This window comes from Streptomyces sp. NPDC003393 (assembly GCF_053589015.1).
This window is the reverse complement of record NZ_JBSFRB010000003.1, coordinates 1-12,407: the sequence shown is the minus strand read 5'-3', so window position 1 is coordinate 12,407 and position 12,407 is coordinate 1. Positions and strand designations below refer to the sequence as shown.

The 12,407-nt window shown below is 72.5% G+C and carries 10 protein-coding genes; 1 reads left to right on the top strand and 9 read right to left on the bottom strand.

The window, feature by feature from the left end:
- Positions 1-23: 23 nt before the first annotated feature.
- From ACWDUZ_RS03995 to ACWDUZ_RS03975, 5 genes are all read right to left on the bottom strand, one after another.
- The gene (locus tag ACWDUZ_RS03995; RefSeq protein ID WP_451630469.1) at positions 24-2,249 is read right to left on the bottom strand and encodes an FUSC family protein; all 2,226 of its coding nucleotides are present in this window, start codon (positions 2,247-2,249) and stop codon (positions 24-26) included.
- 146 nt (positions 2,250-2,395) lie between these two features.
- Positions 2,396-3,769, bottom strand: a complete 1,374-nt coding sequence (locus tag ACWDUZ_RS03990) for an NAD(P)/FAD-dependent oxidoreductase (protein ID WP_451630195.1) — start codon at positions 3,767-3,769, stop codon at positions 2,396-2,398.
- 79 nt (positions 3,770-3,848) lie between these two features.
- Positions 3,849-4,268 (bottom strand): STAS domain-containing protein, encoded by a 420-nt coding sequence (locus ACWDUZ_RS03985; RefSeq protein ID WP_451630194.1) that lies wholly within the window; start codon positions 4,266-4,268, stop codon positions 3,849-3,851.
- Between the two features lie 116 nt (positions 4,269-4,384).
- Positions 4,385-4,819, bottom strand: a complete 435-nt coding sequence (locus tag ACWDUZ_RS03980) for an ATP-binding protein (protein WP_451630193.1) — start codon at positions 4,817-4,819, stop codon at positions 4,385-4,387.
- A 140-nt stretch (positions 4,820-4,959) separates the two neighbouring features.
- The gene (locus tag ACWDUZ_RS03975; protein WP_451630192.1) at positions 4,960-6,867 is read right to left on the bottom strand and encodes an AMP-dependent synthetase/ligase; all 1,908 of its coding nucleotides are present in this window, start codon (positions 6,865-6,867) and stop codon (positions 4,960-4,962) included.
- Between the two features lie 149 nt (positions 6,868-7,016).
- Here ACWDUZ_RS03975 and ACWDUZ_RS03970 point away from each other — a divergent pair, with 149 nt between their 5' ends.
- Entirely contained in the window at positions 7,017-7,253 is a 237-nt protein-coding gene (locus tag ACWDUZ_RS03970; protein ID WP_451630191.1) for a DUF6480 family protein, read from the top strand.
- A 1-nt stretch (position 7,254) separates the two neighbouring features.
- Here the strand turns inward: ACWDUZ_RS03970 and ACWDUZ_RS03965 are convergent, their stop codons facing one another.
- The 4 genes from ACWDUZ_RS03965 to ACWDUZ_RS03950 all read right to left on the bottom strand — a co-directional run.
- Positions 7,255-8,343 (bottom strand): glutamate--cysteine ligase 2, encoded by a 1,089-nt coding sequence (locus ACWDUZ_RS03965; RefSeq protein ID WP_451630190.1) that lies wholly within the window; start codon positions 8,341-8,343, stop codon positions 7,255-7,257.
- Between the two features lie 136 nt (positions 8,344-8,479).
- Positions 8,480-10,744, bottom strand: a complete 2,265-nt coding sequence (glgB, locus tag ACWDUZ_RS03960) for a 1,4-alpha-glucan branching enzyme (protein ID WP_451630189.1) — start codon at positions 10,742-10,744, stop codon at positions 8,480-8,482.
- A 4-nt stretch (positions 10,745-10,748) separates the two neighbouring features.
- Positions 10,749-12,137 carry a maltokinase N-terminal cap-like domain-containing protein gene (locus tag ACWDUZ_RS03955; RefSeq protein ID WP_451630188.1) on the bottom strand — a complete coding sequence of 463 codons (1,389 nt, stop codon included), beginning with the start codon at positions 12,135-12,137 and terminating at the stop codon, positions 10,749-10,751.
- A gap of 31 nt (positions 12,138-12,168) precedes the next feature.
- The coding region (locus ACWDUZ_RS03950) for an alpha-glucosidase C-terminal domain-containing protein (RefSeq protein ID WP_451630187.1) at positions 12,169-12,407 on the bottom strand (239 nt) is incomplete at its 5' end.

The following is a 12,407-nucleotide window of genomic DNA, read 5'->3' as shown; positions in this document are numbered from 1 at the left end:
GGTCAGACGTGGCACCGACCCGTTCAGCTCCGCAGGCTCCGTACCGGGACGCGCAGGGGGCGGGCCAGACCGACCACCGACTCGTCCAGGCGTTGCAGATGGCGCAGCACCCGGTCGGTGACACGGCCGTAGCGAGGTGTGCCGGGCGTCCCGTCCGCTCCCAGCAGGGAGGCGATGCTCGGACCGGTCTCGACCGGGGCGGCGGCGCGCTCGTCGGACAGATGGGCGATGAGCGTGTCGATGTTGCCGCTGATGCGGCGGCACACCTGGCGCAGCCGCGGATCCGCCGCGATCGAGGGGTGGGTGGGCAGCAGCTCGGCCGTCGCGGCCAGCGTGCGGGCGTGGTAGGCGCAGGTCTCCAGGAGTGCGAGCAGGTACTGGGCCGTGTTGCGCCGCGACCGCAGCGGGCTGATCGGGTGCGTCAGCGGCTGCACGGCCGACCGCAGGTCCCCCAGGGCCTTGTCCAGCTCGCGCGCCTGGTCCAGCAGATCCGCCCCCGGTCCGCCGCTGAGCTGGTCCACCGCGGCCCTGGCGATGTCCGAGAGCCGCTCCAGCACGGTGACGAGCAGCTCGTCCGTACGGCGGTCGGTGCCCACCGGCAGCACCACCGCCGCGGCGATGATCCCGCAGGCCGCGCCCAGCGCGGTCTCCTCGATGCGCAGCACCAGCACCGCGGTGCTGTAGGTGTGCAGCAGCGTGTACAGCAGGCCCAGTGCCGCGGTGACGAAGAAGGACGACAGCGTGAACGACAGCGGGGCCGTGTAGAACATCGCGAACACGAAGAGCAGCACCAGCGCCAGCGCCGGCCAGGTGTGCGGCCCGACCAGCCCGGCCAGGACGATACCGGCCACCACCCCGAGCACCGTCCCCAGCAGCCGGCGGTAGCCCTTGACCACGATCTCGCCCGTGGACGAGGTGTTGATGAACACGATCCAGCAGGTCAGCACCGCCCAGTACCAGCGCTGGAAGGACAGGAACTCGCCGCCGGCGATGGCCAGTGCCGAGCCCACCGCGACCTGCACGGCCGCCCGTGTGGTGGGCCGGCGCAGCCCGGTCATGGGCTCTTCCTGTTCCCGCTCGCCTTCCTCGGAGCCGGTGATGGAGGCGTGTTCGGCCTCCAGTTCCTCGCGCGAGCGGATGGTGGCGGGGGCGTCGTCGGACTCGTCGTCCGGCGCCACGGCCAGCGCCATCCGCAGTCCCAGCACCGCCCGGGCGGCCTCGCCGATGCCGCGGAAGACGTCCTGCACGGCGGGCGGGGCGGACGGCAGGTTCTCCTCCTCGCGGTAGCCGAGGAGCCGGTTGCGCACATGGACCATCGCGGTCCCGCCGCCCTCCCCGACGGGCCGCAGCGTGAGCATCGCCAGCGCGCCCAGGTCGCGACGCAGCGTGCCGGTCGCCTCGTCCCGCGCCGGCAGCCGCCCGCCCGGCGGGACGGGGGCGCCCGGCAGGTGGAGCGTGAGCGTGTCGGCGCGTTGACGGCTGCGGGCGGTCAGCAGGAGCAGACCCAGCCGTTCGGCGGCGATCTCGGCGTCCGCGATCCGCCGCTGGACCAGCCGGGCCACGGACGCGTCGGAGGTGCCCTCCTCCAGCCGGCCCTGGATCATCAGGGCCGTCTCGTGCAACCGGGCGGTGCCCTCGCGCACGGCCTCCAGGGCCTTGTCCGCCTCGTCGGGCCCGGCGTCCAGCAGCTCCAGCTGCGCCCACAGCAACTGGGCCAGGCGCACCCGGAAGGCCTCGCGCAGCCGTAGCAGGATGCCTGCCGGAGTCTCGTAGACGATCACGAAACGCACCAGGGCGCTGGCGGCGAAGGCGATCGTGACGACGCTGTACAGACGCGGCAGCGTGGCCGCGGTGGCGCCGACGAACAGGGACATGAAGTAGATCTGGAAGCCGATCAGGCCGAGCGCGTTGCCCCGGTCACCGAACCGCCGGCTGTAGACGGCGCAGAAGATCAGGACGACGAAGAAGATGTCCCCGGCCACCACCTGCCGGTTGAGCAGCGCCGCCAGCGACACGGACACCAGCGCCACGGGCAGGCCCACGGCGAGCGTGACCGCCTGGCGGGCGCGCTGCTTCTCGCGGATGGCGAAGGAGGCCGCCATGGACGCGATCGCGCCCGCCACCAGATGGGCGACCGGTACGCGCAGCGCGGTGAGCGCGGCGAGCGTGAGCGCGATCGAGCCCGCTGTCCGCGAGCCCGCGGCCAGCCTCAGCAGCCCCGGGTCGGAGGCCGTGACGCGATCGCGCAGCCGTACCCAGACCGACCCCTTCACCGCACTCACGCCGCCGTACTCTCCCGTTGCCGGTGCCGATCCGGATGCCCCCTCGCCACAGCATCGCATGCCCGCAGGTGGGCCCGGGTGCGGGTGGGCGCGGGCGCCGGGGCCGTGCGGGGTCAGGCGGTCCTGGGACGGGTGCGTTCGACGTACTCGCGTACCTGCTCGTTGGACATGTACGCGTCTGTGTACTCGAAGTCCTTGAGGTTGGCGGGCCGGCGGGCCTGGAAGCCGGTGCGGACGAAGTCGTCGCCGGCGATCGCGTTGAGCATCCAGTTCGTGGCGACGCGGGCCTTGGCGACGTTGGTGCGCAGCGCCCCCAGGTGGTAGCCGCGGGTCACCAGTTGGGCCGGCACCCCGTGCAGCTCGACACCCAGCGGCTTGGCGACCGCGTCCGCCCCGCCCAGATCCACCACCAGGCCCAGGTCCTTGTGCTCGTACGGCCGCATCGGCAGGCCCCGCAACGTCGCGATGAGGTTCTCGGCGACGCGCTTGCCCTGCCGCATGGCGTGCTGCGCGGTGGGCGGGCACACCGCACCGTCGCCCTTGGCCAGGTCCGGCACGGCCGCGGAGTCGCCGAGTGCGAACACCCCGTCGTGGCCGGGCAGACACATCTCGGCGGTCACCGCGAGCCGTCCCTTGACCGTCTCCGCACCGAGGGTGGCGATGAGCGGGCTCGCCGCCACCCCCGCGGTCCAGATCAGGGTGTGGGTGGGCACGACCCGGCCGTCGGTGAAGGTGACCTCCTCCGGGCCGGCCTTGGCGATGGACACACCCAAGGAGATCTCGACGCCCCGCCGGCGCAGGTCCTCCTGGGCACTGCGGCCCAGCTTCTCGCCCAGCTCCGGCATCAGCCGGGGCGCGATGTCGATCAGATGCCACTTGATCAGCGCCGGATCCAGGCGCGGGTAGCGCTTGACGGCGGCGTGCGTCAGGCGCTGGAGGCAGGCGGCGGTCTCGGTGCCGGCGTACCCGCCGCCGACGACCACGAACTGCAGTCGCGAGGCGCGCTCGGCCGGGTCGTCGCTGGCGTCGGCCAGGTCGAGCTGTGTGATGACGTGGTCCCGGATGTAGGCGGCCTCGGCGAGCGTCTTCATGCCGAAGGCGTTGTCCGTCAGACCGGGGATGTCGAATGTGCGGGTGATGCTTCCGGGGGCCAGCACGATGTAGTCGTACGGCTCGTCGACGATGCGGCCGGTGATGGTGCGGACGACGCACACCTTCGCCTTCAGGTCCACGCCGATGGCCCCGCCCGGGATGATCCGGGTGCGGTACTTCTCGCTGCGGCGCAGCGAGACGGCGATCGACTGGGGCGTCAGCACGCCGGAGGCGACCTGGGGGAGCAGCGGCAGATAGAGCTGGTAGGCGGACGGCGTCACCAGGGTGACGTCGGCCTCCCGGGGGGCGAGCCTGCGCTCCAGGCGGCGCACGCATCCCACGCCGGCGAAGCCCGCGCCCACCACCAGGATCCTGGGTCGTGTCACGGTGTTCATCCTTCCTGTCGAGCACCACGATGCCCGTCGAAGGCCGCAACCGCACCAGAAGCGGCCGTGTCCGGATGCATGACCCGACTTACCCGGCCTCGTCTCCTGCCTCCTGGTCCCCGCCGGCCGGGGTGAGTCCTTCCCGCTCCCCGTCGACCAGGGCGAGCGCCTCGTCGACGGTCTCCGAGACGGGCACCGTGATGCTGACCCCGGTCAGGTCGAGGACGCGCCGCACGGGCGGGGTCGGCGCGATGATGTGCACGCTGCCCGGGCGGTCGCGCACCTCCTGGTACACCCGCAGAATGATGTTCATGCCCGAGGAGTCCATGAACGGGACGCCGGACAGGTCGAGCAGGAAGTGCCGGCGGCCGTGATGGAGCTGGTTGGCCAGGTGGGCCTGGAGCTCGGTAGCGGTGTCGACGTCCAGATAGCCCTGGGCCGTGAGCAGGGCGACGTCCTCCCGGGGCACGGTGACCTCAACGGACAGCGGGTTCTGGGCAATGGGCACGAATACCTCCAACGAGTGCTGGCTGCGCACCCGCGTGTACCCCCCGACCGCCCTGTCATGCGCACACGTTCACCGCCCCCGGGGAGTCGACGCCGGAAAGCCCGGGAGGGCCGTGTTCACCACGGCAGGAACACGTGCACGTCCTTCCCGTTGTCGTTGACCACGACGCTCACCTGGTCGCTCAGCGTGTGGATCAGATGCCAGCCGATCCCTCCGCCGCCGGTGCTGGGACGGAACGGGCGCGGGGCCGGCGGGGTGCTACTCGTATCGGTCAGCGTGACATGGACCCCGTCGAAGGTCCGGCGCATGCGCAGCACGAACGGTCCGGGCGCGTACTGCACGGCGTTCGCGGCCAGTTCGGTCACGACCAGCAGGATGTCGTCCCAGTGTTCGGGGGCCGCCGGCAGCGAGGTGCGCGCGAGGTCGTCGAGGAACTCCTCCGCGGCGAGCCGCGCGCCGGTCACATGGTGCAGCTCACCGGTGAAGTGAGCGGTGCGGCTCGGAATCCCCTCGGTAGCCAGTGTGTCGTCCCCAGGCGGCTCGGTTGCCATCTCGCCTTCCCGGCCCCGCGCGAGCGGGGCTTCGTCGTCCTTCGCTTCCCTCCCGTCCGTCCACCTGTCTAGTTCCCGTGGGTGGGGAGGCTACGCGTCGGCCTGCCGCGGGGCTCGTCCGGCCTCGTCCCGGGCTCGTCTCAGCGGAAGACGTCGTCGGAGTCGTCCCAGTCCGCTGTCGGATCCTCGGCCGGCGGGTGGCGCCGACGAGGGGAGCGGGCCTGGTACATGGCGTCGATCTCGAAGGCGTAGCGCTCCACGATGGCGTCGCGGCGCAGCTTCATCGACGGCGTGAGCAGGCCGCCGGCCACGTCGAAGGGCTCGGGCAGCACCCGGAAGACCCGGATGGACTCCGAACGGGACACCGCACTGTTGGCGGCCGCGACCGCCCGGCCGACTTCCTCGCGCAGCGCGTTCTCCTCGCGTGCCTCACGGTTCGGGGCGTCGCCCTGGACCGTGAGCGAGGCGCGCCAGTGCGCCAGGAACTCCGGGTCCAGGGTGATCAGCGCACCCACGCACGGCCGGTTGTCACCCACGACGACCGCCTGGTGCACCAGCGGGTGCATCCTCAGGCGCTGCTCCAGCGGGGCCGGAGCCACGCTCTTGCCGCTGCTGGTGATGATGACGTCCTTCTTGCGCCCGGTGATCGTCAGATACCCCTCGGAGTCCAGGTGGCCGATGTCACCGGTCGCCAGCCAGCCGTCGCGCACCGCGGCCCGGGTGGCGGCCTCGTCGCCCACGTACCCCTGGAACAGCGAAGGGCCCCGCACCAGGATCTCCCCGTCGCCGGCCACCTGGATCTCGGTGCCCGGCAGGGCCCGGCCGACGGTGCCCGACTTCTCCCGGCCGAACGGCTGCATGGTGATGCCGCCCGCGGTCTCCGTGAGCCCGTACCCGTCGTGCACGTAGATCCCGATGCCCTCGTAGAACAGGGAGAGTTCCCGGCTCAGCGGGGAGCCTCCGGAGGTCGCGCGGCCGACCCTGCCGCCGAGCGCGGCGCGCAGCCGGCGGTACACGGTCCGCTCGTACAGGGCGTGCTGCAAGCGCAGGTCGAACCCGGGGCCCGGGCCCCGGCCGAGCCGCTGCCGCTCCAGCGCCGCCGCGAAGTCCCGCGCCGTCTGGGCCGCCCGTTCGAACAGCGCGCCCCGGCCCGCCTGCTGCGAGGTGCGCAGGAAGTTCTTGTACAGCTTCTCGAAGACGGACGGGACGGCGTAGAAGTACGTCGGCCGGAAGGACCGCAGGGCCGACGCCAGCGCCGCCTCGCCCAGATCGGGTTCGTGACCCATCAGGAGGCCGCCGCGGACGCAGATGCCCTGGATCATCAGTCCGTACACATGGGAGAACGGCAGGAACGCGAGGACGGAGGCCTGCTCGCCCGGAGGGGCAGTGGTGTGCCCCCAGCCCGCCAGCAGCGTGTCACAGGGGCTGGCCAGCGCCCGGTGGCTCAGCGCGCAGCCCAGGGGTCGGCCGGAGGAGCCGGAGGTGTAGGCGATCACCGCGGTGGCGTCCGGCAGCACGATCCGGCGCATCGAGTCGACCGTGGTCGGCGGCACCGGCACGCCCCGCGCGACCAGCTCCTCCAGGGCGCCCGCGTCCAGCTGCCACACATGCCGCAGCAGGGGCAGCGACGCGCACACGGAGCCGACCGTCATCACACCCTGCTCGTCCTCGACGGCCACCGCCACGCATCCGGCGTCCCGCAGGATCCACTCGACCTGGTCCCGCGAGGAGGTCGGATGGATCGGGACGACCTCCGCCCCGACCGCCCACAGCGCGTAGGAGAGGACCGTCCACTCGTACCGGGTGCGCGCCATGACCGCCACCCGGTGGCCCGGCGCGATCCCGGACGCGACCAGTCCGCGGGCCAGGTCCGACACCTGGTCCCGCAGCTCCACGGCGGTCACCTCCTGCCACTCGGCGGATCCGGGGGAGGCCCGGCGGGCGAGCACCGGATGGAGGGGACGCATCTCGGCGGTCTCGAAGACGCTGTCGGCGAGCCCGCCGGTCAGCAGGGAGACGGCGGGCGGAGCGAGGGCGAAGTCGCGCATGCGCTGCTCCTGGTGTGTACGGAGAGTGACTCCGCAGGTGAGTGCCGTTGTCGGCGCGTCGAATCTAGCCCAGCTAAGCGCGGCCGGGGGCCCGGAACGGCGATGTGGCTGTTTTGTGATCCGGGCCCGTTCGGGGAAACCCGTCCGGCATGAGTTACGTCAACCCAGATCCCGATCCCGAACGGACTCCCGGCCTGGAACCGGGGGGTGGGGTCCCGCCGGGCGAGACCCCGCCCGCGGAGAGCAGCATGCCCGAGGCGGGGCCCCGCCAGCCGGACAGCACCTCCAGAGGGTGGGCCAAGGCCCCGCTCGCCGTCATCCTCCTCCTCGTGCTGGTGCTCGCCTTCGGCTTCCTGGCCTACGCCCTGGGCCTGATCTTCTTCTGAGTCAGGCCTGGGTCAGGCGCACGCACGCGGCGACGACGTCCCGCAGGCTCCCGGTCCGCTCGAGCACCTCGCGCTGCACCCGGGCGCCGTTGCCGCGCCGCAGCAGCCGCCGGGTGGCCTCGCGGGCCCGGTCCAGATCCCCGCTGCCGGCGAGCGCGTCGCCGACGTGGTCCAGCAGCGCCCGCACCACCGCCTCCGCGGGCAGCCGCCGCATCGTCAGCGGATGCAGCAGTTCCCGCGCCAGCCCGGCGCGCGCCGACTGCCAGGCGGCCAGCCGCAGCAGGCTCACACTGTGGTCCACCGGCTCGCGGCCCGCCCGCCATTCGCCGGCGGCGGTCTCCACCAGGGCGCGGGCGAGGGTCGCCACGAGCTGGGCGGTGTCGGCGTGCAGACACACGTCCGCGACCCGGATCTCCACCGTCGGATAGCGCTCGGACAGCCGGGCGTCGAAGTAGGCCATCTTCTCGTCGAGGATGACCCCGGTGGCCACCATGTCCGCCACCCGCCGGTGGTAGCGCTCGGCCGACCCGAACAGCTCGGTCGGCCCGGCCGACGGCCAGCGGTCCCACACCCGGCTGCGGTAGCTGTCGTAGCGGGTGTCCTCGCCCTGCCAGAACGGGGAGTTGGCACTGATCGCCAGCAGCACCGGCAGCCACGGCCGGATCCGGTCCACGACCGCGACGCCCTCCTCGTCCGACTCCACGGCCACATGCACGTGCATTCCGCAGACGAGCTGTTCCCTGGTGGCGATGGCGTACTGCTCGGCCAGCCACTGGTAGCGGCGGTTGACGCTGATGGTGGGGCTGACCGGCAGCGGGGAGGTGGCCAGTGCGGCGACCGCGCAGCCGATCTCCCCGGCGTGCCGGGCGGCCTCCTTGCGGCAGCGCACGATCTCCGCGCCGAGTTCCGCCATGTCCGTCTGCGGATGCGTGGCGAACTCCAGCATCTGGCCGTACAGCTCCTTCTCGAACACGTCCTGGCTCGCGTCGGCCGCCTCCGCGTGCGCGAGCACCGCCGCAGACAGGGCTCTGGGCTCACCACTGTCCGGGGCGACCAGGAGGAGCTCCTCCTCCACTCCGACGGTCCGCACCTCTCGCCGCCCCTTCCGTCCGCGCCCCGACCACCGGCCGGGCAGCCGGGTCGTAGGACCCGGCTGCCCCGGGACGGCCACCGGACACATGGGGCCGCGCCACACGCGTTCGTTCCGGCCCGGGGCGCGGGCGCGCTCAGGCGGGATACGGCGTCAGCCAGATCGTGGCCAGCGGCGGCAGCGTGAGCCGGATGTGCCCGTCCTCCGGTTTGACCGGGTCGGGGTTGGTGACGTCGCTGCCGCCGTAGCGCGCGGCGTCGGTGTTGAGCGCCTCGCACCAGGCGGTGACGTCGCCCGGCACGTGAAGGCGGTAGTCGTGGCGTACGACCGGCGAGAAGTTCGACACCGCCAGCAGCGGGGCGCCCTGGGCGTCGTGGCGCAGGAAGGCGTAGACGTTGTCGTCGGCGGCGTCCACCGCCACCCAGCGGAAGCCCTCGGGCCGGGTGTCGAGCTGCCACAGGGCCGGCGTGACCCGGTAGAGCGTGTTCAGGTCACGCACCAGGTCCCGTACCCCGCGGTGGTCGCCGGCCGCGCAGTACCCGTCGTCGAGCAGCCACCACTCCGGCCCGTGCTCCTCGGAGAACTCGCCGCCCTGCGCGAACTCCTGCCCCATGAACAGCAGTTGCTTGCCCGGGTGGGCCCACATGAAGCCGAGGTACGCGCGATGGTCGGCACGGCGCTGCCACCAGTCGCCGGGCATCTTCGACACCAGCGCCTGCTTGCCGTGCACCACCTCGTCGTGCGAGATCGGCAGCACGTAGTTCTCGCTGTAGGCGTACACCATCGCGAAGGTCATCTCGTGGTGGTGGTACTTGCGGTGCACCGGCTCCTTGCTCATGTACTGCAGCGAGTCGTGCATCCAGCCCATGTTCCACTTCAGCCCGAAGCCCAGCCCTCCGCAGTCGGTCGGCGCGGTCACCCCGCCCCAGGCCGTGGACTCCTCGGCGATGGTCACCACTCCCGGCGCCCGCCGGTAGACGGTGGCGTTCATCTCCTGGAGGAAGGCCATCGCGTCCAGGTCCTCGCGGCCGCCGTAGGCGTTGGGCGTCCACTGGCCGGAGTCGCGCGAGTAGTCCAGGTAGAGCATGGAGGCCACCGCGTCCACGCGCAGCCCGTCGATGTGGAACTCCTCACACCAGTACACGGCGTTGGCGACCAGGAAGTTGCGCACCTCGGTACGGGCGTAGTCGAACTCGTACGTCCCCCAGTCGGGGTGCTCGGCGCGCTGGGCGTTCCCCGGCTCGTACAGCGGGTCCCCGTCGAAGCGGGCCAGCGCCCAGTCGTCCTTGGGGAAGTGCGCCGGCACCCAGTCCATGATCACGCCGATGCCGGCCCGGTGGCAGGCGTCCACGAAGTACCGGAAGTCGTCCGGGGATCCCAGCCGGGAGGTCGGGGCGTAGTAGGACGTCACCTGGTAGCCCCAGGAGCCGCCGAAGGGGTGCTCGGCGACCGGCATCAGCTCCACGTGGGTGAAGCCCAGGTCCTTCACGTACGCCGGGAGCTGCTCGGCCAGTTCCCGGTAGCCCAGCCCCTTCCGCCAGGACGGCAGATGCACCTCGTACACCGAGAACGGCGCCTCGTGCACCGGCGTGTCGCCGCGGTGGGCCATCCACTCCGCGTCGCCCCACTCGTGCTGCGAGGCGGTCACGATCGAGGCCGTGTCCGGCGGCACCTCCGTGCGCCGGGCCATCGGGTCGGCCTTGAGGAACCGGCCGCCGTACTGCGAGGTGATCTCGAACTTGTACCGGGTGCCCTCGCCGACACCCGGCAGGAACAGCTCCCACACGCCCGCCGCGCCCAGGGAGCGCATCGGGAACGTGGTCCCGTCCCAGTAGGTGAAGTCCGCGGCCACCCGGACGCCCCGGGCGTTCGGCGCCCACACCGTGAACCGCGTGCCGCTCACGCCCTGGTGGACCATCGGCTCCGCGCCCAGCGCCTTCCACAGCTGCTCGTGCCGGCCCTCCCGGATCAGATGCAGGTCGAACTCGCCGAGCGCGGGCAGGAAGCGGTAGGGGTCGTGGACCTCGTACTCGTCCTGCCCGTAGGTGACCACCAGCGTGTACGCGGGGATCTCGGCCGACGGCAGCACGACCGAGAACAGGCCGTCGCCCTCGGAGACGAGCGGGACGCGCTCGCCGTCGACCACCGCGCTCACCGCGTCGGCGAACGGACGCAGCGCCCGGACGGCGATCCCGCCCGGCACCGGATGCGCGCCGAGCAGCGCGTGCGGATCGTGATGGGCGCCGGACAGCAGGCGCTCACGGTCGGCGGGGTCCAGGGGCGGGGCCGTCCTGGTCCGGGCCGCCTTCGTCCGGGCCGCCTTGGTCCGGGTCCGGGTCCGTGCCGCAGCGGGCGGGACGGGGCCGGACGGCTCGGGAAGTGACGTGTCGCGCAGTGCCACCGGTTCAGCCTCCTCTCACGGCGAGACGTTCGATCGCCGCCATCGGTACGGCGAGCCAGTCCGGGCGGTGCCGGGCCTCGTACAGCACTTCGTACACGGCACGGTCCGTCTCGTAGGCTCGCAGCAGGGCGTGTTTCTTGCGGGGATCCCAGCCGGCGCGGGAGGCGTAGCCGGCGCAGTACGCCTCCCGGCAGCGGCGCGCCCACTCCGGCCGCCACGGGCGGCGCTGGCGGGCTGCGTAGTCGAAGGAGCGCAGCATCCCGGCGACGTCCCGCACCGGGGACTCGGGGAGGCGGCGCTCGGCGAGCGGACGGGACGGCTCGCCCTCGAAGTCGATGACGAACCACTCGCGGCCGGCCCGCAGCACCTGCCCCAGATGCAGGTCGCCGTGGACGCGCTGGGCGGGCGGCCCGGCGTCGCAGCTGACCAGCGCGGCGAACGCGGTCCGCAGCCGCGCCGCGTACGGTCGCAGCGCGGCCACGCTGTGCGCCGCCGCCTCCAGCCGCTCGGCCATCGCGGTCGCCGTCCGGGCGACCTCCCGGTGCCCGCTGGTGGGGAAGGCCTCGGCCAGTGCCAGGTGCACCTCCGCCGTGGCCTGACCCAACTGGTGCGCCTGGGTGGTGAAGTCGTCGCCGGTAGCCAGCGCCCGCAGCGCCAGCGTCCAGCCGTCCGCCGCGTCCGGCAGGAACGGTTGGAGCACGCCCAGGGTGGCCTCCTCCGGCTGGCCGGTACGCATCCAGGCCACCGGGGCGGGAACCCGGCTGCACCCCTGCCGGGCCAGCGCCCACGGCACCTCCAGGTCCGGGTTGACGCCCGGCTGGATGCGGCGGAAGACCTTCAGGATGAACTCGTCGCCGTACACGATCGAGGAGTTGGACTGCTCGGCGTCCAGCAGCCTCGGCACCAGGCCCCCGGGGATCAGCACGGACGGATCGACCTCGAAGCGCAGCGGGCCCGAGGTGCCGGGGTGGCGCAGCCGTTCCAGCAGCAGCTGCGCGGAGCGCGGGTCGCACAGCGCGTCGTAGACCGCCAGCCCGGCCATCGGCCCTTCCTCCGGACGGCCGATGAAGGCCCGGTGCAGGCGCGGGGCCAGCTGTTCCCGCACGCCGAGCAGCAACTGGTAGCAGTCGGCGGGCGGCGGCGCCGTCGTGCAGGCCGGGGCCGGGACACCGCCGTGGCCGGTGCCGACGCCGCCGTGTTCGGCCTGGACCAGCAGGTGCAGACAGCCGGGGAACAGCTCGGTCATCGACAGCAGCCGCAGATCGGTGACCGGCCGGTCCTTGCCGGCGAACCAGCGCTGGCAGGGCAGCCATTCGCGCAGCAGCGACCCGAGCGAGGCCATGGGCCCGGCCAAGCCCGCGGTGCTCGGTCGCGGGGTTGCGGTCTTCGGCATGGTCACACCTCCTCCTCTCTCGGCCGCAGGCTCAAACTCGTCGGCCGATCCGGGATGCCACCTTGGTGAGCCGGAACCAGTAGAAGCCGTGTCCCGCCAGGGTCAGCAGATAGGGGAGTTCACCGATGGCCGGGAAGCGGACCCCGCCGATGAGCTCCACCGGGTGCCGTCCGTCGAAGGCGCTCAGGTCCAGTTCGGTGGGCTGGGCGAAGCGGGAGAAGTTGTGCACGCACAGGACCAGGTCGTCCTCGTGCTCGCGCAGGAACGCGA

Excerpts from the sequence above, each read along its gene's own strand:
- ACWDUZ_RS03955 (WP_451630188.1), bottom strand. The coding sequence starts at position 12,137 with ATGCCGAAGACCGCAACCCCGCGACCGAGCACCGCGGGCTTGGCCGGG.
- ACWDUZ_RS03970 (WP_451630191.1), top strand. The coding sequence starts at position 7,017 with ATGAGTTACGTCAACCCAGATCCCGATCCCGAACGGACTCCCGGCCTG.
- ACWDUZ_RS03975 (WP_451630192.1), bottom strand. The coding sequence starts at position 6,867 with ATGCGCGACTTCGCCCTCGCTCCGCCCGCCGTCTCCCTGCTGACCGGC.
- ACWDUZ_RS03990 (WP_451630195.1), bottom strand. The coding sequence starts at position 3,769 with ATGAACACCGTGACACGACCCAGGATCCTGGTGGTGGGCGCGGGCTTC.
- ACWDUZ_RS03980 (WP_451630193.1), bottom strand. The coding sequence starts at position 4,819 with ATGGCAACCGAGCCGCCTGGGGACGACACACTGGCTACCGAGGGGATT.